Genomic DNA, 20816 nt, shown 5'->3' on the forward strand with positions numbered 1-20816 from the left:
TCCGGGTGCTTTTTAAGGTAAATGAAAAAAGACCTGTAACCAATCAAAGTGCAAGTTGGCAATAAAGTTGTTAAAAATCTAAGCGTTTATTCTACAATCGCGCCCTTATTCTGGAATAATAGCCGATGCATTACTGCTACTCATCATAAATTTTTGTATGTAACTTGAACGATTTGTTGTTCACCATTCTCTTAAAAAAACTTATAAGTTTCCATCCCGATTTTTTCTGCAACTTATATTATTTAGGGTCGTATACGAAAGTATTTTTGGATAGTTTAAAATATTAAATGCATATTCCTTACAGGCGGATGCTGCCTCGGTAGCATACCCCTTATTCCAATACTCTTTAATAATGTGAAACCCGATTTCTGGTAACCTCTCTCCATCAATGTTTTGTATTGTTATTCCACAATCACCGATAAATGTACCCCCATCTTTTAATATAACTGCCCATAGTCCATGTTTATCTTGCTTATAATTTTTCATATTCCATTCAATCCAATCTTTAACCTCTTCATGATTAAAAGAATGATGGTAATATTGCATGGATTCTGGGTCGGAAAGCACCTTCGATAATTCGTTATCCATTTTCAACTCCCTTAGATATAATCGTTCCGTCTCAATTATCTTCAAAATGATCCCCTCTAAGCATTTAATTTTCTGTGCCACAATCGGCCCGATTGCTGAATATCATCACTGGTTTTTTAACCTTAACGATCTCTATGGTAATTCCTAACAACTGGGTTTATTTCAGATAATTGGAACTAAAACTGTTACATTTACCCTATAAAAATAAAACCAAAGTCCTCAAAAACTATTTATATTTAATTCCATTTTTTAATTGCACTCATTAAATACCACCAACTAGTACCAATATTTGGGCATTTCCTCATCTTGTAAACAAGAACGTACGTTTGTATAATTTCCACAGGAGGGATTATTATGCAGACATTGACCCGTATTTATCCGACTACAACACTTGAAGACTGGGTAACTGATTTTTATTCGCGTTTATCCATTTATCGGCCAGAACAAATTGATATACAGCTAATAGCGAGCCGATTTAGGATTTATGTACACACCAAACCGATGCCTTCTTCTCATCAGATTGTCGGCCGATACAGGGGGATTACGCTTGATAGCCGTGAAAGCAAAGAAATTCAAAGGGAAATGTTTTTTCATGAGCTTTGCCATATCCTGCGTCACTATGGAGTGCAAACTATGATGCCGGACGCTTTTCGTGAACTCCAAGAGTGGGATGCCAGAAATTTCATACGGTACGCGGCCATTCCGCAACACATGTTACAGTATATAAATTTTGAAGACCCTTACGTGATTGATCAAATGTCCAATTTATTTAAGGTAACTCCCGAATTGTGTGAGGAGCGGCTAAAACAAATTAAAAACCGATATATTTGTAAGGCAGCAGAAAGGCTCGCTCCATAGAAAAAAGAAGGATTTAAAGTCCAATGGATTTCGATTATGATAGTTTATGAGAGGAGGAAAATAAATGGCCAGTTTTACAAAGAGAGGGAAAACATGGCAATATACAGTCAGCAGAAGGATCAACGGTAAATCAAAGCCAATACGGAAGGGAGGATTTAAGACCAAAAAAGAAGCCCAAGTGGCTGCTGCCGAGGTGGAAGAAAGTTTGCGAAAGGGGTTAGTCCCATATTTGCGTCTGGAACCATTTGATAAGTATTTTGAGGAATGGATTGATCTTTATAAAAAAGACGTAAGCCGGGTAACGATAAAGCGTTATAAGGATACGTTAAGAACGATTCAAGAGTATTTCGGACACAAACCTATCCAAGACATTTCAAAACGCGATTATCAGGCATTCCTGAACGAATACGGGCAAACGAGGGCTAAAGAGACAACAAGAAAGCTAAATAACCATATCAGGGCTTGTGTAAGGGATGCCATTGATGAAGGAATAATCCGTGTTGATTTTACACGGGGAGCAACCATCACCGGCCACGTAGAGGCAAAAAGACCAGAAGAGAAGCACCTAAATTATGAGGAAAGTAAAGTATTATTGAATGAATTATACAACCGTCTTGATCGTGCTCTCGCTTATTATTTATTATTGCTTGGATTAACCTCTGGAATGAGGTATGCAGAAATGGTGGGCTTAACAAGAAAAGATTTCGATTTCAAAAACAATGTTATCAATGTGGACAAAACTTGGGATTATAAGACCGGGGACGGCTTTGCCAAAACAAAAACGGATTTATCGAATCGCAAAATAAAAATGGACGCTAGAACGATGGCAGCATTTAAAAATTTATTCAATGAAATGCCTTCTAATATTCACGGGTTGGTGTTTTTTAATCCAGGAAGTAAAAGCAAAGTGATTACTAATAATAATGCGAACAAAATGCTTGAACGTATGTTGAAAAAGTTTAAAATAGAACCAATCACCATACATGGATTGCGGCACACACACGCCAGTGTATTATTGTATCAGAAAGTTTCGATTTATTATGTCTCCGAACGATTAGGCCATTCAACGATTGATACAACCATGCGGCATTATGCTCACGTGATAAAAGAGTTGCGGGAAGAGGACACCAAAGCAGCTATCAGTACATTCGAGAATATGAGGGTTGTGTAAAATTTGTGTAAAAAAGTTTCAAAACCTATCGTTTTAAATCGTATTCTACAAAATAAGAAAAACACCGAAAACATTGGTATAACAACATTTTCGAGTGTTTTATGACGAACCAGACTTATTACATATTTACTTGGTACGCCCTCGACAGGAATCGAACCCATATTTCAAGAACCGGAATCTTGCGTGTTATCCGTTACACTACGAGGGCATTTTTTTATCATACGATATTAAATTATAATCGATTTTTTTCAAGCTTGCAACCCTTATTTAGTTTAAATTATGTACAGATGGTTATTATGGTTTGTATAATATTTAATTCCCCATAAGAAACAAAACGTTTGACCTTTATTGACCATGGTTGTATGATAACAATACATACAAAGATTTCCACATGAAAATCTGCCAGTCGGCTAATGAATGAGGAGGAGACAAATGAATTTAATTCCAACTGTTATTGAACAAACAAACCGAGGGGAACGGGCATATGATATTTACTCCAGGCTGTTGAAAGACCGGATTATCATGCTGGGGAGCGGGATAGACGATAATGTTGCCAACTCGATTGTCGCTCAGCTTTTATTCCTTGAAGCGGAAAATCCTGAAAAGGATATTTCCATTTATATTAACAGCCCGGGCGGCAGCATTACAGCGGGAATGGCTATCTATGATACGATGCAATTTATTAAGCCGGATGTACAAACCATCTGTATCGGCATGGCGGCTTCCATGGGAGCTTTCTTGCTGGCAGCAGGTACCAAGGGGAAACGATATGCTCTGCCAAACAGTGAAGTGATGATTCACCAACCTCTTGGAGGCGCGCAGGGGCAGGCCACTGAAATTGAAATTGCAGCCAAAAGAATTTTGTTCATGCGTGAAAAACTCAATAAAATTTTGTCTGAACGCACCGGCCAGCCGCTTGAAGTGATTGAGCGTGATACTGACCGTGACAACTTCATGACAGCTGAAAGAGCCAAAGAATATGGACTGATTGACCATATTATTGACCGCAATGAAGGAATTACTAAATAAGAATGTATTAAGGGCTACCCCTCAAATATCAGAGACTTTGATAGGGATAGCCCTTTTTCTGTGGATCTAGCGATCATTTTCCACAAATTCTGCCAGAGTGTTAATCGCTTCGTCTTCATCTGGTCCATCGGCAATCAGCTTAATGGTCGCTCCTGTACCTGCAGCCAGGCTCATCAGACCCATAATGCTTTTGGCATTCACTTTTTTGCCGTCTTTTTCAATAAACACATCTGATGAAAAACGGTTAGCTTCCTGAACAAATTGTGCAGCTGGTCTCGCCTGAAGACCTGATTTTAATCCTACAGTTACTTCTTTTTCTGCCAATTTACTTCCTCCTTCGATTTACACAAATCGTTATTTTTTATAAGCCAAAAGAGATGGATCGCCAGATCGGAGCTTTTCTGCAATTTCATCAATTTTTCTCAGGCGGTGGTTGATGCCTGATTTGCTGATCTGGCCGCTTGAAACCATTTCACCCAACTCCTTGAGGGTTACATCTTGATGAGTCATTCTAAGCTCTGCGATTTCCCGAAGCCTATCCGGCAAATAATCGAGCCCCACGGTATCCTGTATAAAGCGAATATTTTCAACCTGTCTCAAAGCTGCGCCGATTGTCTTGTTCAAATTGGCTGTTTCACAGTTCACAAGCCTGTTGACCGAATTGCGCATATCCCTCACAATGCGAACATCTTCAAAGCGAAGGAGTGCATTATGCGCTCCGATAATGTTTAAAAACTCGGTGATTTTTTCAGCTTCCTTTAAATAAGTAATATACCCATTTTTTCTTTCTAGCGTCTTACTGTTTAATCCAAACTCGTTCATAAGTTCACATAGCGACTCGCTATGCTCTTTGTAAATGGATGAAATCTCCAAATGATAGGAAGATCTCTCCGGGTTGTTTACCGAACCTCCGGCAAGGAAAGCCCCCCGAATATATGAACGTTTGCAGCATTTTTTCTTCAGGAGTTCGGGAGATATTTCCTGTATCGCCAAAAAATTGTCCCCCAGGATCTTCAGATCTTTTAATATTTCTTCTGCGTTCTCTTTTAAACGAACAATATAAACATTATTTTTCTTCAGCCGCATTTTCTTTCTTACAAGTAATTCAACAGCTGCGCGATAATTTTTTTTAATTAAGGTATAAATTCTTCTGGCGATAGCTGCATTTTCTGTTTGAATATTGACGATTAATTCCCGATTGGAAAAAGACAATGAGCCATTCATTCTGACCAAGGCGGAAAGCTCCGCCTTGGTACAACAATCTTTTATCGTCAAATTTGTCAGTTCTTTTTTTGTTTCCGAGGCAAAAGACATTGCTGCATCCTCCTTTACCAACGTTACGTGCTGGCAATCCGGCTCAAATCTCTCCCGATCAGTGCGTAGAGTATTTCTGCGACAGTATCTGTATCGTGGCGAATAAACCCTTGTTCAATCGTTGCAATCCGGTCCTGTACAACTTCCATTCCCAAGGCTATTAACTGATCTACATCAAAATAGACCGGAATGGCCATTTCTTTTTCGTACCGATGCTGGAGAGCGGGCGGGATCTCCTTGTTATTCACGATAATCGTATCAATGAAAGAGCAACCCATATGTTCGTACAAAGCCTTCACATGCCTGCTGGCCGTAAATCCCGTAGTTTCCCCCGGCTGTGTCATCAAATTGCAAATATATACTTTCTTCGCCTTTGCATTGCAAACTTCCTCCCCCAGCCCCGGTACAAGCAAGTTAGGAAGGATGCTCGTATAAAGACTGCCGGGTCCGACGACAATTAAATCGGCTTCCTGGATTGACTGAATGGTCTCAGGCAAAGGCTTAATGACTTCGGGCGTCAGAAAAACACGCTTGATTTCTTTCCCGGACTCGGGGATTTTTGACTCTCCGGAAACAATTGTCCCGTCCATCATCTCCGCATGCAGAACAACACTTTGATTAGCAGCGGGAAGCACTTTTCCATGCACATTAAGGACACGACTCATTTCTTTGACAGCCTGCACGAAATCTCCAGTGATGGACGTCAATGCTGCAATGATCAAATTTCCCAATGAATGGCCGGAAAGCTCATTGGCAGTATTAAAACGATGCTGAAACATCTCAATAATCATCGGTTCAGCATCAGATAAAGCTGCGATGACATTTCTAACGTCACCCGGCGGCGGAATGGAAAGTTCAGACCTTAATCGTCCGGAGCTTCCACCATCATCAGCTACAGTCACAATGGCCGTGATATCAACCGGATAATTTTTCAGGCCTCTCAGTAAGACAGGCAACCCGGTCCCTCCGCCAATGACAACAATTTTGGGTAAAGCCGTCATGTGGCAAGTTCCTTTCTCTTTTGGATATCACGGTGTGTCATCCGGATATGATAGTCATTTTCAAAATATTGGCCGATATATTCCGACAATGCTACAGAACGGTGCTGTCCGCCTGTACAGCCGATAGCAATGACCAGCTGGCTTTTGCCTTCCCGCTTGTAATGAGGAAGCATAAATTCCAGTAAATCTGTTACTTTCGCAAGAAACTTCTGAGTGTCATTCCATTTAAGAACGTAGCTGGCCACCTCATCGTCGAGCCCCGTCTTTGGTTTCATATGTTCAATATAATGCGGATTCGGCAAAAATCTCACATCAAATACCAAATCAGCATCAATCGGAAGCCCATGTTTAAAGCCAAATGACATGACATTCACCATAAAAGTTGCCTGTCTGTTTGCGGAAAATTCGGTGAGGATCCGTTCACGCAATTCCTTCGGCTTCATTTCGGATGTATTATAGATATACTGTGCCCGCCCCTTCAGCTCTTCCAATAACTCACGCTCCTGCCTGATGCCTTCAAGCGGAAGCCCCAGGGGAGCGAGCGGATGGGACCGCCGTGTTTCTTTATATCTACGGACAAGGACAGCATCATCAGCATCCAAGAATAAGACCTGCGGGGTTACCCATTTGGAATCGGATAATTCATCGATGACACGAAGCAATGTATCGAAGAACTCCCGGCCGCGCAAATCCATGACTAGCGCCACCTTATTCATCTTATTACCGGATTCCTTCATCAATTCCAGAAATTTGGGCATCAATGCCGGCGGCAAATTATCTACGCAGAAAAAACCTAAATCTTCAAAGCTGTGTATGGCTACCGTTTTTCCCGCACCTGACATGCCCGTTATGATGACTAATTGAATATCTTCCATAGATCCGTTATTCATGGATCTCATCCTCTCTATAATAAAAAACAGGGGTTTAACATATGTATATGCCAAACAGCTTGGGCGCTCCTCGTTATTATGCGTAATTTTACAAGATACTTGTAAAATAAGGCGCTCTCCTACATAATTATACTATTTTCCTTCAAAGAAAGACAGCATCACTGGAAAGATTCACGATAATTTCAAATGGAAAAGCTGATAGTATTCGTACAGAAGGGATCTCTAGTATAAGTGACCGAAGTCATCCGTTTATTCGACAAAAATAACGGTTGCATTCAAATTTACAATGTCTTTTAACCTCGGACTGTAAAAGAACCAGTGTCAACGCTTATGCCGGCTGCTTCCGTAACGGGAGCAATCTCCCATGCAGCCTTGTTTCATTGGTGGCACCTGTTTAAACCATGACTATGCGGATCCGAAAAGATTGAGGAACTTCCGGCGGTGCCTGTGTCTTCCATCTTCCAATCGCCGGGAATAAGGGTGAACGAACCGCAGATCAGACAGGAACTGTTTTCTCTAATTCATTAATGTCTGCACATCGTCCATCTTGTAAAACGGTGCTGTTTTTCTTCTTCAAGCAAAAAAAGCACAGGATTTCTCCTGTGCATCCAAAAGGGATATTGTATAAAAAGGGGGTCAATATCTCATTTATTAATATACACTCTTTTCATTTCAGCACTGTTACAAACAGATTAAATGGGCGTTACGCGTAATTATTTATTTGCAAGCTCTTTGTCTTTCAGGCTTTCAATATAAATTTGGGCACTTTGCGCAGCAATGCCTCCATCGCCTGTAGCCGTCACAATCTGTCTTAACAGTTTGTCACGAACGTCTCCGGCAGCAAAAATGCCCGGGACTCGGGTTGCCATATTTTCGTCTGTTTCAATATACCCGGCTTCGTTCGTAATGCCAAGGTTTTCCACTGCATGCGTCAATGGATTCATTCCGATGTATACAAACATTCCGTCTGCCTTAAATTCTCTTTCCGAACCGTCTTTTGTAGAAACAAGAGTGACAGAACTTAATTTACCGTCTTCTCCGTTTACTTGTTTCACCGTGTAGTTCCAAAGAAAATCAATTTTTTCGTTAGCAAACGCACGGTCTTGAAGGATTTTTTGAGCCCTGAGCTCATCCCGGCGGTGAATGATTGTTACTTTGGATGCAAAGCGCGTCAGATAGGCGCCCTCCTCCACAGCCGAATCACCGCCTCCGATAACGACAAGTTCCCTTTCTTTAAAGAAAGCACCGTCACATACAGCACAATAAGATACACCGCGCCCGGTATATTCTTCTTCTCCGGGAACGCCTAGTTTTTTGTATTCAGCACCTGTTGCCACAATCACAGCATAAGCCTTATACTCTTTATCGCCTGCTTTAACGATTTTATAAGGATCCCCATCGACGATTTCTTTAATATCTCCATACGCGTATTCGGCACCGAATTTTTTGGCATGGTCGAACATTTTAGTTGCCAAATCCGGTCCTAAAATATGGTCAAATCCAGGATAGTTTTCCACATCCGCCGTATCGGACATCTGTCCGCCCGGGACACCGCGCTCAATCATAAGGGTAGACAAATTAGCCCGCGCTGTGTAAACAGCTGCCGTCATTCCAGCTGGACCTGCTCCTGCAATAATCACATCATAAATTTTATCTTCTGCCATCATTCTACACTCCTTTGGATATTAAAAAGGGTTGTTGTTCTTGATAAGTTTCCCCTAATGAAGAACGATTTTTACATTAAAATATTTTTAATTAATTCCCTTGATCATATCGTATTAAAGTATTTGTCATACGTCCAAACATATGCTCATTAAAGATAAAGTTCTATTTTTGTGATATATTTTCTTAATGTGGCAGGAGAAATTCCATATTTTTTTGCCAGATCCCTCTGGGTTTGATGGCGGCCGCTTTCCTTGCCCCATACGTATTCAACAGCCGCTGCAAAGGCGGGAGGATTGGCAAATTTTCCGCCGGTCTCCACCATCTTCTGAAAAAAAGAAAACCATATCTTCAGAAGTGCAAAAGCTTTGTCAGGGGCATCTCCGTGTTTTTCAAACAAGACAGCCGCAGTCTCATGCGCTTTATCCATCTTCATCTTGGCATGAATGGATTGACGTTTTTCCACCTGCAAGATCGTCGCTAAATATAATTTTTCGGGATAGGAAAATTCCTCAATCGACTTAAATGACGGATGGGTCAGCAGCGCCGATTTTCTGTCCGAAACCGAAATGAAAAAGATTGCAATGAGCCGCTCCGGAATGTCCTCGCTTCGAAGTAATTTCATAAGAGCCGTATCCCCGTTTCGAGTCAGCTCATCTTCCTCCAGCGCTTCATTCCATGGTTCTGATCCGGCTTTATCAGGTTCCAGGGTAACCAATTGATCCCATGCGGATTTGGCAAATTTTTCATTCCCTGTAAAATGAGCTGATTTCGCGAGCCAGTAATAAAATCCTGCATTGCCGGGATATCCTGATTTATGGAGCTGCCTCAGCATGAAATAGGCCTGTTCATATTGCTTTGTCAAAGCAAAAGTGGCACCGAGTTTATAGCGATGCTCAGGGATCATCGGTTCAACCTTTTTCAGCTGATTCAGAAGGAGTTCCAGCTCCTCAAATTGCTGCTCATAGTAATAAAATACAGCCAAATTACATAAGGCATGAAGGTTGCCCGAATTATGTGAAATTACTTTTTCCGTCAGGGAGAAAGCTTTTCCCGTCTCTCCTTCGTAAAAATAGGCCAATGCCAAATTATTATATGCAGGCCAAAAGTCAGGATAAGCCCGGATCATTTTCTCCAATATGTTAACCGCTTCCGCATAATTGCCGCCTTCAAGCAGGGATTTGGACTCTTCCTGCATATAAAGAAGCTCCTCTTGCTCTTTTAGGGCCGAAAGATTATCATCTTCATTAATTCCGATCCATTCAATCAGCTCGTTGGCTTCGTTTGCGAATTCACCGATTCCGTCTTTTTCCAAATATAACTTCGCGTACCGGTATGCCTCCGTGTACATCCCCATATGGGCATAGTTATTCGCTAAAAAGTAATAGCATTCTGTCATCCGTTCATCCAGCTCATTCAATATCATGTGCAGCAGCTTATTTGAGGTTTGATAATCACCTGTTTCTGTGTGCACAAGAGCCAGCTGGCAGGCAATCATAGGCTCCAACGGTTCCAGCTCTAGTGCCCGCTGCAAATATTTTTTTGCATTTATAAAGTCGAAACGGTCATATGACTGGAGACCCTTATGAAAATAGTAATCTCCTGTCGGCAAGAAATGATAAATTTTTGCCCGCTCTTTTCTCTTTTTCGGGTATCTGGACATCGTATTTCCTCCGTTACTATCGTCCTGTGTCGCTTTTTGTAGTATAACATACAAATTTACCGGTTTGTACGTCAAAAAACGAATCTATCAAATTCATACGCAAAAGAGAAGCATAAAAGAACGGATGACTTATCATTTAACCGTTATCCTCCTAATTAAAACATGAAAAGGTTCTCCAACTGTTCCTCCATAGCCCAAACTGGAACCGATACATCCGGTCGCACGCTCCGATTTTTTTAGAAACCTGTTCTCCTGAGATAGAGAATTTGTCCATATGAAAAAGGCTATCCTGTATCGGACAAGATAACCTTTGTTTTGCGGCTATTTTATTTTACAAATACACATTCAAATCTGCAGTAAAAGTCTTGAGAAGTCTCCCTGTACAAGACCTGCTATACTCACTTTTAGCCATGAAACGGATCGGCTTGACGCCGTTTATCCATTTCTTCTTTTGTATATATGATTTTCATCGGATTGCCGCCAACGAACGAGCCCGCCGGGACATCTTTATGGACGAGTGTTGCTGCGGAAACAACCGCCCCGTCTCCTATGGTCACACCGGGCAGGATGGTAGAATTGGCTCCGACTAATACCTGATTTCCGATGACAACCGGACCAAGTCTGTACTCATCAATTAAATATTCATGAGCAAGAATGGTGGTATTATAACCAATCACCGTATTACGCCCGACAGATATTTTTTCAGGAAACATGATATCCGGCATAACCATCAGTGCAAACGAAGTTTTCTCTCCCACTGACATATTCAGAAAAGTGCGGTACATCCAATTTTTCATTGCCAAAAAAGGGGTGTACCTGGCAGCCTGGATCACCACAAAGTTACGTACTACTTTCCAAAACGGAACCGTTTTATAAATGTGCCATAAAGAGTTGGCACCTTTTACCGGAAAGCGTTCCGTATTTCTCATTGGATGCCCACTCCGACAATATCGAGTAAATCAGGCATGGTTTCCAGCATATAATCCGGATTATATTGTTTTAAGTAATCAGCGCCTTTGACAGACCAGGAAACACCGCAAGTATACGTTCCGGCATTTTTTCCGCCTAAAATGTCATGGTAGTTATCACCGATCATGAGCGCTTCTTCCGGCCTGGATCCGAGCGCTGCCAAAGCTTTGTTAAGAGGTTCAGGATCAGGTTTTGCCTTTTCCACATCGTCCAGCGCTATCACAACATTGAAAAATTCATCCAAGTTGGCCAAAGCAAGCCCTTTTAACACAGTATTCCGCATCTTTGTCGAAACGATGGCCATGCGAAATCCATTTTCATGCAGGGTACGGATGGTTTCATATACTCCTTCAAACTCGCGGACGAGCAAATCATGGTTTTCCATGTTGAATTTGCGATACATTCTCACCATGTCCCCGGCATGTTCCGGATCCACACTGGCAAAAGCATCATAAAGCGTCGGGCCCAAAAACGGGAGGACGTCCTCCCTCTTGAATCTTCCAGGATAATATTTATCAAAAACATGTAAATAGGAGGTAATGATCAATTCATTGGTATCCAGTAAGGTTCCATCCAAATCAAACAACAGTGTATGAATATGATGATCCATTATACAACTTTCCCTTCTTTAGCAGACTCTGCCTGTTTCCAGATGCCTGCTGCCATCCATGTCAGCAGGACAGCAGTAACCACCCGGATGAGTAACAGAGGCAATACAGGTATTCCAAGCGGGATAAAAATTAAAGTATCCTCGACCACCGCATGGCAAGCAACCAAGAAAATAAAAGCAAGCGTGACATCTTTTTTGCTTACGCCATCTTCTTTGATCGCCTGAATCATGACGCCGGCACCGTAGGCAAGACCGAATACGAGACCTGAAGCCATGGTCGTTGATGTATTCTCTTTCATTCCAAGCAAGCGTGTAAACGGGGAAACCCAGCGTGAAAAGACATTCAGCCATTTAAAGTCTCTAAGGAGCCGGATTCCGATCATAAGCGGGATAACAATGACGGCAAGCTGAACAACTCCCAGAAAAGCTTTTTTGAGTGCAAGCAGAAGGATCGCAGCGGCCCCTGCTGCCGGTTCTTCCTGCACCGGGACCATCCCGTATTGGGCTAACTCCTGTCCGCCGCTCCAAACCAGATGGATGGTCACAGCAGCCAGAACAGCCAATCCAAGGCGCACAGCCAAAATCAGCCAGATGGGAATCCCCACCTTCATGGCAACAGATGACTCAATCAGCAAATTATGTGAAAAAGACAACATGACAGCAATGATAAAGACTTCTTTGACCGTGAGTTCAAGGGACATGATGCCGGCAATTCCTGCATACAAGTTTAAGAAATTCCCCAAGACAAGTGGAATAGCGGCATCCCCGGGGAGTCCAATCAGTTTCATCAATGGTTCAACCTGACGGATCAACCACGGCAAAAACGGGGTGTGCTGGAGCAGAACGACAAATAAGGTAATCGGAAAAATGACCTTTCCAAGCATCCAGGTGGTTTGGACACCATGAATGGCCCCACGTTTAATAGAATGTAGTACCATTTCATTCTCTCCATATCTGTTCATTGATCATTCATAATAGCGGGCATTGGCCAGCCCGGCTTTTCTTCGATATACCCACAGAGCGGCAGCTGCAGCAATCAGAACAAGAGAGATTACCTGCGCGATTCTTAGCGTATCTGTCAACATCAAACTGTCCGTCCTCATGCCTTCTACAAAAAACCGTCCGATTGAATAGTAAATGACGTATGACAAAAACAGTTCTCCGCGCCGCAGATTGACTTTTCTTAACAGGAGAAGAATCGCAAACCCGACTAAATTCCAAATGGATTCATATAAAAAGGTCGGATGATGATAGATCCCATTAATATACATCTGGTCAATAATAAATTCAGGGATCAGTAAATTTTCCAGAAACTCCCGGCTTACTGCCCCTCCGTATGCTTCCTGGTTGATAAAATTTCCCCAGCGGCCGATGGCCTGCCCAAGGATAATGCTCGGGGCGGCAATGTCAGCAATTTTCCAAAATGAAATATTTTTATATTTGGCGAAGACAATGGCGGTTGCGACCGCTCCGATCAGGGCTCCATGAATCGCAATGCCGCCTTCCCAAACTCTGATGATATCTTCGGGATGCTGCGAGTAATAATCCCACTGGAAGATGACGTAATAAATACGGGCGCTAACAATAGATATAGGGATTGCCCATATGAGGAGGTCGGGGAAAGTATCTTTATGCAGTTGATGTTTTTTCCCTTCCCTCATCGCGATCAAAAGCGCAAGCGCGATTCCAAGGCCGATAATAATTCCATACCAATGGACCGTAAAGGGACCTGCTTGAAAGGCGATGGGATCGAGCGGCTGAATATCCGGATCCATAACTTCAACTCCAATAGTCTAGATTTTTCTGCCTCAGTCGAACTGGGCTTTTTCTTCTTCGGTCATGATGTCAGACAGCCTGTCAGCAAACTGCTTGGCTGCATTCATCCCCATCCGCTTCAACCGGAAATTCATGGCGGCCACCTCAATAATGACAGCTAAATTTCTTCCGGGGCGAACAGGAATCGTCAACTTTGTAATCTCAGTATCAAATATTTTAATGGTCTCTTCATCAAGCCCCAGTCTATCATATTGCTTCTCTCCATCCCAAAATTCAAGATGGATCGTCAAAGTGATTCTTTTATGAGGACGAACAGCACCTGCACCGAACAAAGTCATTACATTGATAATGCCAAGACCTCTGATTTCCAAAAGATGCTCCAACAGCGGAGGGGGGGTCCCTACAAGTCTGTCCATATCGACCTGACGGATTTCCACACAATCATCTGCCACAAGCCTGTGGCCTCTTTCAATCAGCGCAAGCGCCGTTTCACTTTTTCCTACACCGCTTTGACCTGTGATCAGCACGCCCACTCCGAAAATCTCAACCAGGACTCCATGAACCGCTGTGGTGGGAGCCAATTTATTTTCTAAAAAGTAAGTAAGCCTGCTGGAAAAACCCGTAGTTTTCATCGGTGTCCGCAAGACTGGCACGGAATGCTGTTCAGACACTTCAATTAATTCTTCAGGTACTTCCATGCCCCCCGTTACAATAATACAAGGTGTTGCATCCGTACAAAGCTGTTTCATTCTATATTTTCTTTCCCCAGCCATGAGCATTTCTGTAAACTTGACTTCGGTCCTCCCCAATAACTGTACGCGCTCAGCCGGATAATAATGAAAAAATCCGGCAATTTCTAATCCGGGCCGGGAAATATCACTCGTCGTGATCGGTCTGTGAATTCCTTCCTCGCCACTGACCAGTTCCAAATTGAACTCCTTGATGATATCTTCCGTACGAACTTTTGCCATCAGAATCCCTCCCTTATCCAAAGCTCCTGATGTGAAAATTCTGATTCTCCATCAAAAAACTGTACCTTGTCTATTTTAGCACTATCTGCCCAGGAAACTCTACCTTTCGAAATTTTTTATGGAAAAAGACCACAGGAGAAGACTTGCGGACGGGACCACAGATGAGAAGGAAAACTGCACCTAATACCTATGCATAATTTCCCAAAAAGAGGCAGAGCTTTGGACAGGCAGCTGGAACGCTGGGCGAGAGAAAGCTTTTATAAATGAGTTGGGGCGGTTATAAGAGAGTGGGAGCAGTTATCAGAGAGTGGCAGCCATTATTAGAGAGTGGGAGCAGTTATCAGAGAGTGGCAGCCATTATAAGAGAGCGGGAGCAGTTATCAGAGAGGGGCAGCCATTATAAGAGAGCGGGAGCAGTTATCAGAGAGTGGCAGCCATTATTAGAGAGCGGGAGCAGTTATCAGAGAGTGGCAGCCATTATTAGAGAGCGGGAGCAGTTATCAGAGAGTGGCAGCCATTATAAGAGAGTGGGAGCAGTTATCAGAGATGGCAGCCATTATAAGAGAGCGGGAGCAGTTATCAGAGAGTGGCAGCCATTATAAGAGAGTGGGAGCAGTTATCAGAGAGTGGCAGCCATTATAAGAGAGTGGGAGCAGTTATCAGAGAGTGGCAGCCATTATAAGAGAGCGGGAGCAGTTATAGAGTGGCACTCACAACAACGCCCGTCTATACGGAGTTTTTCTTTATTCAGTGGGAGTTTGACAGACGGTTACGCGGGAAATTTTGTTGACGGGATCTATAAATGAGGGTATGGTATATGCATTAATTATCATAAAAGTCAAACCTTTTAATATAAAGTGAAGGTGTATAGACCGATGGCAGACAGAAAAACAGGAGGAATATCAGTATGAAGTTACTTGTCGTTACAAGCCACCCCAGACCTGACTCACTCACAGCAAACATTGCAAAAAGGTTCACTGCAGGCCTGTCTGAAGCAGGCCATGAATATGAAGTTGCCGATTTATATGCCGAAAAGTTCAATCCACTGCTATTCCCGGAGGATGAACCTGATTGGGATCATCCGAACAAGATATACTCTGAAGAAGTCATACGGGAAATGAAGCGGATTGAAGCCAGCGAAGCATTGGTTTTTATCTTTCCTGTCTGGTGGTACAGTCTTCCTGCTATATTGAAGGGATATATTGATCGGGTCTGGAATTATGGATTTGCATATGGTCCAACTAAATTGCCCGTTCAAAAGATAAGATGGATTGCTATGGTTGGCTTTTCAGAGGAACAATTTAAAAAACGGGATTACGACCGAATGATGGAACACCACCTGAACATCGGCTTGGCGGATTACTGCGGGGTAAAAGATTCAATCGTGCATTTTATGTATAATACACTCGGAGAGTTTGAAAGAAATGCGGAAGAGGAGAAAGAGAAATATTTTGCAGGGTTATTGGATAAGGCTTATCAGTTGGGTGCATATTTTGGATAGAGAATCGTGTTAACTCTTAGTCTGGCAAGTTGTCTAAAATTCCAAAGGTGATTATAGTAAAATGCAAGAGATACAATTGTTAAGAAGCCGGAGTTACGCAATACTCTTGCCGGGAAGGAATTCTGCTATTTTCATGTTATAAAAAAGAACTCCTGCAACCCAAAGTTGATCCTCTTTTAAAAGCTTGATCTTTTCTAATACCGACCCCTTCGGCTAACACCTTTTTCATCAAGACCAAAAAACCCGGTCCGGCCAGAGGCCCCCCTTTAAGGAGACTGTGATCCTGAATCCTTAAAGGGGCAACCAAATGGCTGTCCGGGTTATTTTTTTCGATCATCGTTTAATATTGTTTTTTGAATAATGAGGTTGATCAGTACCATAATGACAGCGATCAACAGTGCCAGCCCAAACCCATCAATATCAAAGGAGCTTCCCATGATGGCATCGGTAAGGGAAAGCGTGATGGCATTGATCACCAGCAGGAAAAACCCCAGTGTGAGGATGGTGATCGGCAATGTTAAAAGGATAAGAATGGGCCTCACCAGCATGTTCAAGATCGAAAGCACCAGGCTTGCTCCTGCAGCAGCTCCAAAGCTTGATACATGGAAACCCTCAAAGTATCCGGCAAATGCGAGGAACAAGGCAGCGTTGATCAAAATGCCTGTCAACCACCTCATGAATTATTCCCCTTTTGATTCTGTTTCTCTGATATACACAGAGCCGGTTTTGGTATCTGCTTCCAAATGCATTTTTTGGCTGACCAAACCGTTCCGTTTAAACCTGAGCTGCTTTTGGATCACTTCCCTTTTTTCTTGCAGGACATCAACGTCTTTTAAATCAAGGTGGTAACTTCCAAGATTGGAGCGGGCTTCCCCTTCAATCGTTGCAGCTTCCGGCACATTCACATAAATATTGCCCGTCACAGCTTTGGCCTCTAATCGTTCAGTCCCGGTGTCCTCCAATGTACAATGAATGTTTCCGTTGAATGACTTCAGTTCCGCTTTGCGGCAGAACCCTGCAATATCGATCATACCATTGACAGTTTCTGCCTCTATATCATCGACATTGACGTCACGGCCTTTAATTTGGCCATTCATTGTATCGATATCGAGCTTCTTTCCGGAAATTCCGGTCAAGTCCACTTTTCCATTGGACGTTCGTATGGCCAATTGCTCCCCTTCCAGAAGTTCTCCGGTCACTTGGCCATTAAAAAGTCTGGCAGAAATCTTTTTATACATTTTTTTGGGGACATAGACAGTGGTTTCCACTCGCATCCATTTGGACCGAGTTGCGAAACAAAGGAGACCATTTTCCTGGGAGAAAACGGCATTGTCCAGAAAATAGCTGCGGCCCTCGTCACGGTCTTCCACCCGGAATACTTTTGCCTGGCATTCAACGCGAAACTCCGGCTGATCCCAGCCAATGATGCGGACAGGTCCGTTGGCCACATCTACATCAATGCGGTCAACTCCCTCATCAGCTTGCTGAAAAACGTGGGATACTTCTACACTCTGCGTGATCTGCAAATCAATATCCTTAATTTTCTTCAGAGCCGAATTAACAAAGTCGAAGATTTTTTCGCCTGCCTGCTCAATTTGCGAATAAAAATGATCATCACCGGTACCGGAATCTTTTGATTGGCTTTGTTGCTTTTTAGAGGCTTTTCCGGCTTCTCCTGAAGCATTCGCTGATTCGGACGCCGTTACCGCCTCTCCCGCTTCCGGAGCGGAAGAATGGATGACTTTGCTTTCTGAATTCCCGTTTTCCAAAGCATCCAGCAGAACAATGGCTTCCTGGGCAGACAGCTTACCTTCTTGTACCATTTCAAGTATTCGTTTTCGATCCTGGTTCATGGTCAATCCTCCTATTTTATCATCTGTCTTGTTATACGAGATGATCGGAAAAATGTTTCATTTTCGAAAAAAACTACTCGGCCATAGCTTGCTGTTTAGTTTCTTTTGAACGGATGAGCCGTTTCATGCGGGCTAGATCCCTTTCCAAAATGGGCTTTAAATATCGGCCCGTATACGATTCTTTGCAATCTGCTATTTCTTCAGGCGTACCTGTTGCAACAATCGTTCCGCCTCTGTCCCCGCCTTCGGGACCCAGATCAATCATATAATCTGCTGTTTTTATCACATCCAGGTTATGCTCAATCACCAGAACGGTGTTCCCTGTATCCACAAGACGCTGCAGGACTCCCAGTAAACGTGCAATATCATCTGCATGGAGACCTGTTGTCGGTTCATCCAAAATATAAATGGTACGTCCATTGGATCGCTTATGCAGTTCGGATGCCAGTTTTACTCTCTGGGCTTCACCGCCGGAAAGTGTAGTTGCGGGCTGTCCCATTTTCATATACCCCAGTCCAACGTCTACAATCGTCTGGAGCTTTCGCTTGATTCTGGGGATATTCTCAAAAAATTCCAAGGCATCTTCAATTGTCATATCAAGCACATCAGCGATATTTTTCCCTTTATATTTTACTTCCAGCGTTTCCCGATTATACCTTTTGCCAAGGCACACTTCACATGGCACATACACATCCGGCAAAAAGTGCATTTCAATTTTTATAATCCCGTCTCCTCGGCAGGCTTCACATCTTCCGCCTTTTACATTGAAACTGAACCGTCCTTTTTTATAACCGCGTACTTTTGCTTCGTTCGTAGAAGCGAAGACATCGCGAATATCATCAAACACGCCAATATACGTGGCAGGGTTGGAACGCGGGGTCCGGCCGATTGGTGACTGATCAATATCAATGACTTTTTCAAGATGTTCCAAGCCTTTTATGTCTTTATGAGCACCTGGCTTTGCTTTGGCTCTTTGGAGATTCATCGCAAGGGATTTGTGTAATATCTCATTAATCAGCGTACTCTTTCCAGAACCCGAAACCCCGGTTACCGCAATAAACAGCCCCAATGGAATCTTAACATTGATGTTTTTAAGATTGTTTTCTTTCGCTCCAACGATTTCAATGAACCGTTCATCGGGAGTACGGCGTTCCGCAGGAAGCGGAATAAATTTTTGTCCCGACAAATACTGACCGGTCAGTGAGCCCGGGTCTTTCATTACTTCTTCAGGAGTTCCGCAAGCCACGACATTGCCGCCATGGACACCTGCACCAGGGCCAATATCCAGCAGGTAATCTGCGGCAAGGATCGTATCTTCATCATGTTCCACCACGATGAGGGTATTTCCGATATCGCGCATGCTTTTCAACGTATCTATCAAGCGATCGTTGTCCCTCTGGTGTAGACCAATTGAAGGTTCATCCAGCACATATAAGACACCGGTCAGACGAGAACCGATCTGAGTAGCGAGACGGATCCGCTGAGCTTCCCCTCCGGAGAGCGTCCCGGCTGCCCGGCTCAATGTCAGGTAGTCCAAACCGACATTCACCAAAAATGTCAAACGTTCATCAATTTCTTTTAAGATTTGATGTGCGATCTGCATATCTTTTTCTGATAATTGAATCGTGCTGAAGAATCGTTTGGATTCCTGGATCGACAGCTCCGTTACCTGGCCGATATGTTTATCCTCTATTTTCACTGCAAGTGTTTCCTCTTTTAATCTGTACCCTTTACAGCGATGGCAAGGCTGATCGGCCATATATTTCGCCATCTGTTCCCTTATATAATCAGAACCCGTTTCATGATATCTGCGCTCGACGTTCCGCATTACACCCTCAAAACGGATATTGGCATCCCTAACTTGGCCAAAATCATTTTTATAACGGAAGCGAATCAGTTCTCCGCCCGAACCGTATAAAATTTTATCCAGTTGTTCTTCAGGCAAGTCTTTAACCGGAACATTCATATTGATCCCATAATGTTTGCAGACTGTCTTCAACAGCTCCGGGTAGTACTGAGAGCTGACGGGAATCCAGGGAGCAATGGCCCCTTCATTTAAAGTCAAAGAAGGGTCTGGAATGACCAAATCCTTATCCACTTTCAGTTTGGAACCGAGACCGTCACACTCCGGGCATGCACCAAAGGGACTGTTAAAAGAAAACATCCGCGGCTCCAGTTTATCGATAGAAAAACCGCATTCCGGACAGGCATGCTGCTCGCTGAACAGGAGTTCTTCCTCACCGATCACATCAATGACTACTTTTCCTTCACCAAGGTCCAGAGCTGTTTCCAGTGAATCCGCCAGCCTGCTCTCTACACCTTCCTTGACAACAATCCGGTCGATGACCACCTCAATCGAATGCTTTTTATTTTTATCAAGTGAAATATCTTCGCTGAGGTCCAAGGTTTCACCGTCAACCCGTACACGGACATAGCCTTGTTTCTTAATATTTTCCAATACCCTCACATGAGCGCCTTTTCTGCCGGAAATCACGGGGGCCAGGACCTGAATTCTCCCCCTTTCCGGGAATTCCATGATCCGATCCACCATTTGCTCTACCGTTTGGGATTCTATTTCGATGCCATGGACCGGGCAAATCGGTTTACCCACCCTGGCAAATAACAGACGAAGATAATCATATATTTCTGTAACCGTTCCGACAGTTGAGCGAGGGTTCCGGCTTGTTGTTTTCTGGTCAATAGATATCGCCGGGGATAGTCCTTCAATACTGTCAACATCCGGTTTATCCATCTGTCCTAAAAACTGTCTGGCGTAGGCGGACAGCGACTCTACATAGCGGCGCTGCCCTTCTGCATAAATGGTGTCAAACGCCAAGGAGGACTTTCCCGATCCGGAAAGCCCTGTGACGACAACCAGTTGATCCCTGGGAATCGTGACATCAATATCTTTTAAGTTATGGACACGTGCACCGTTCACTTTTATTTTTTCTAGTGCCATC

The 20816-nt window shown here is 43.3% G+C and carries 20 protein-coding genes and 1 tRNA gene; 5 read left to right on the top strand and 16 right to left on the bottom strand.

Features of this window, described 5'->3' with window-relative positions; genetic code table 11:
• Positions 1–201: 201 nt before the first annotated feature.
• Positions 202–588: a GNAT family N-acetyltransferase gene (locus ACFSCZ_RS12665; protein WP_380774290.1), complete on the bottom strand. Its 387-nt coding sequence runs from the start codon at positions 586–588 to the stop codon at positions 202–204.
• Between the two features lie 354 nt (positions 589–942).
• Here ACFSCZ_RS12665 and ACFSCZ_RS12670 point away from each other — a divergent pair, with 354 nt between their 5' ends.
• The gene (locus ACFSCZ_RS12670) at positions 943–1446 is read left to right on the top strand and encodes an ImmA/IrrE family metallo-endopeptidase (RefSeq protein ID WP_380774291.1); all 504 of its coding nucleotides are present in this window, start codon (positions 943–945) and stop codon (positions 1444–1446) included.
• A 64-nt stretch (positions 1447–1510) separates the two neighbouring features.
• On the top strand, positions 1511–2617 hold the full coding sequence (locus ACFSCZ_RS12675) for a site-specific integrase (RefSeq protein ID WP_380774292.1): 1107 nt from the start codon (positions 1511–1513) through the stop codon (positions 2615–2617).
• A 136-nt stretch (positions 2618–2753) separates the two neighbouring features.
• Here the strand turns inward: ACFSCZ_RS12675 and ACFSCZ_RS12680 are convergent.
• Positions 2754–2825 (bottom strand) — tRNA-Arg (locus ACFSCZ_RS12680).
• Between the two features lie 224 nt (positions 2826–3049).
• Between ACFSCZ_RS12680 and clpP the strand changes: the two genes are divergently transcribed.
• Complete coding sequence (gene clpP, locus ACFSCZ_RS12685) at positions 3050–3646, top strand: ATP-dependent Clp endopeptidase proteolytic subunit ClpP (protein ID WP_380774293.1); 597 nt, start codon at positions 3050–3052, stop codon at positions 3644–3646.
• A 66-nt stretch (positions 3647–3712) separates the two neighbouring features.
• Here the strand turns inward: clpP and ACFSCZ_RS12690 are convergent, their stop codons facing one another.
• The 11 genes from ACFSCZ_RS12690 to hprK all read right to left on the bottom strand — a co-directional run bounded on the left by ACFSCZ_RS12690 (position 3713) and on the right by hprK (position 14502).
• Positions 3713–3970, bottom strand: coding sequence for an HPr family phosphocarrier protein (locus tag ACFSCZ_RS12690; RefSeq protein WP_380774294.1), 258 nt, complete (start codon positions 3968–3970; stop codon positions 3713–3715).
• A 30-nt stretch (positions 3971–4000) separates the two neighbouring features.
• Complete coding sequence (whiA, locus tag ACFSCZ_RS12695) at positions 4001–4960, bottom strand: DNA-binding protein WhiA (RefSeq protein ID WP_380774295.1); 960 nt, start codon at positions 4958–4960, stop codon at positions 4001–4003.
• A gap of 23 nt (positions 4961–4983) precedes the next feature.
• A complete protein-coding gene (locus tag ACFSCZ_RS12700) occupies positions 4984–5961 on the bottom strand; it encodes a gluconeogenesis factor YvcK family protein (protein ID WP_380774296.1) in 978 nt (325 codons plus the stop codon).
• Entirely contained in the window at positions 5958–6851 is an 894-nt protein-coding gene (rapZ, locus tag ACFSCZ_RS12705; RefSeq protein WP_380774297.1) for an RNase adapter RapZ, read from the bottom strand. The genes ACFSCZ_RS12700 and rapZ overlap by 4 nt, the downstream gene beginning before the upstream one ends.
• A 713-nt stretch (positions 6852–7564) precedes the next feature.
• The gene (gene trxB / locus ACFSCZ_RS12710; RefSeq protein ID WP_380774298.1) at positions 7565–8515 is read right to left on the bottom strand and encodes a thioredoxin-disulfide reductase; all 951 of its coding nucleotides are present in this window, start codon (positions 8513–8515) and stop codon (positions 7565–7567) included.
• 149 nt (positions 8516–8664) lie between these two features.
• The gene (locus ACFSCZ_RS12715) at positions 8665–10176 is read right to left on the bottom strand and encodes a tetratricopeptide repeat protein (protein ID WP_380774299.1); all 1512 of its coding nucleotides are present in this window, start codon (positions 10174–10176) and stop codon (positions 8665–8667) included.
• Positions 10177–10580: 404 nt separating this feature from the next.
• A complete protein-coding gene (locus ACFSCZ_RS12720) occupies positions 10581–11105 on the bottom strand; it encodes an acyltransferase (RefSeq protein ID WP_380774300.1) in 525 nt (174 codons plus the stop codon).
• Positions 11102–11755 (bottom strand): pyrophosphatase PpaX, encoded by a 654-nt coding sequence (gene ppaX, locus ACFSCZ_RS12725; protein WP_380774301.1) that lies wholly within the window; start codon positions 11753–11755, stop codon positions 11102–11104. Before ppaX ends, ACFSCZ_RS12720 begins: the two co-directional genes overlap by 4 nt.
• Positions 11755–12693 (bottom strand): nucleoside recognition domain-containing protein, encoded by a 939-nt coding sequence (locus tag ACFSCZ_RS12730; protein WP_380774302.1) that lies wholly within the window; start codon positions 12691–12693, stop codon positions 11755–11757. Before ACFSCZ_RS12730 ends, ppaX begins: the two co-directional genes overlap by 1 nt.
• Before the next feature lie 27 nt (positions 12694–12720).
• A complete protein-coding gene (lgt, locus tag ACFSCZ_RS12735) occupies positions 12721–13530 on the bottom strand; it encodes a prolipoprotein diacylglyceryl transferase (protein ID WP_380774303.1) in 810 nt (269 codons plus the stop codon).
• 33 nt (positions 13531–13563) lie between these two features.
• A complete protein-coding gene (gene hprK, locus ACFSCZ_RS12740; protein WP_380774304.1) occupies positions 13564–14502 on the bottom strand; it encodes an HPr(Ser) kinase/phosphatase in 939 nt (312 codons plus the stop codon).
• A gap of 263 nt (positions 14503–14765) precedes the next feature.
• On the opposite strand from hprK, the gene ACFSCZ_RS12745 reads away from it, so the two are divergent.
• Complete coding sequence (locus ACFSCZ_RS12745; protein WP_380774306.1) at positions 14766–15104, top strand: hypothetical protein; 339 nt, start codon at positions 14766–14768, stop codon at positions 15102–15104.
• Positions 15105–15409: 305 nt separating this feature from the next.
• Positions 15410–16003 carry an NAD(P)H oxidoreductase gene (locus ACFSCZ_RS12750; RefSeq protein ID WP_380774308.1) on the top strand — a complete coding sequence of 198 codons (594 nt, stop codon included), beginning with the start codon at positions 15410–15412 and terminating at the stop codon, positions 16001–16003.
• Positions 16004–16323: 320 nt separating this feature from the next.
• Here the strand turns inward: ACFSCZ_RS12750 and ACFSCZ_RS12755 are convergent, their stop codons facing one another.
• From ACFSCZ_RS12755 to uvrA, 3 genes are all read right to left on the bottom strand, one after another.
• Positions 16324–16680 carry a phage holin family protein gene (locus ACFSCZ_RS12755; protein WP_380774310.1) on the bottom strand — a complete coding sequence of 119 codons (357 nt, stop codon included), beginning with the start codon at positions 16678–16680 and terminating at the stop codon, positions 16324–16326.
• 3 nt (positions 16681–16683) lie between these two features.
• A complete protein-coding gene (locus ACFSCZ_RS12760; RefSeq protein ID WP_380774312.1) occupies positions 16684–17856 on the bottom strand; it encodes a DUF4097 family beta strand repeat-containing protein in 1173 nt (390 codons plus the stop codon).
• Between the two features lie 73 nt (positions 17857–17929).
• Positions 17930–20815: an excinuclease ABC subunit UvrA gene (gene uvrA / locus ACFSCZ_RS12765; RefSeq protein WP_380774314.1), complete on the bottom strand. Its 2886-nt coding sequence runs from the start codon at positions 20813–20815 to the stop codon at positions 17930–17932.
• Position 20816: the final 1 nt, after the last annotated feature.

Source organism: Siminovitchia sediminis, assembly GCF_042680885.1.
GTDB classification, from domain to species: Bacteria; Bacillota; Bacilli; order Bacillales; family Bacillaceae_C; genus Siminovitchia; species Siminovitchia sediminis.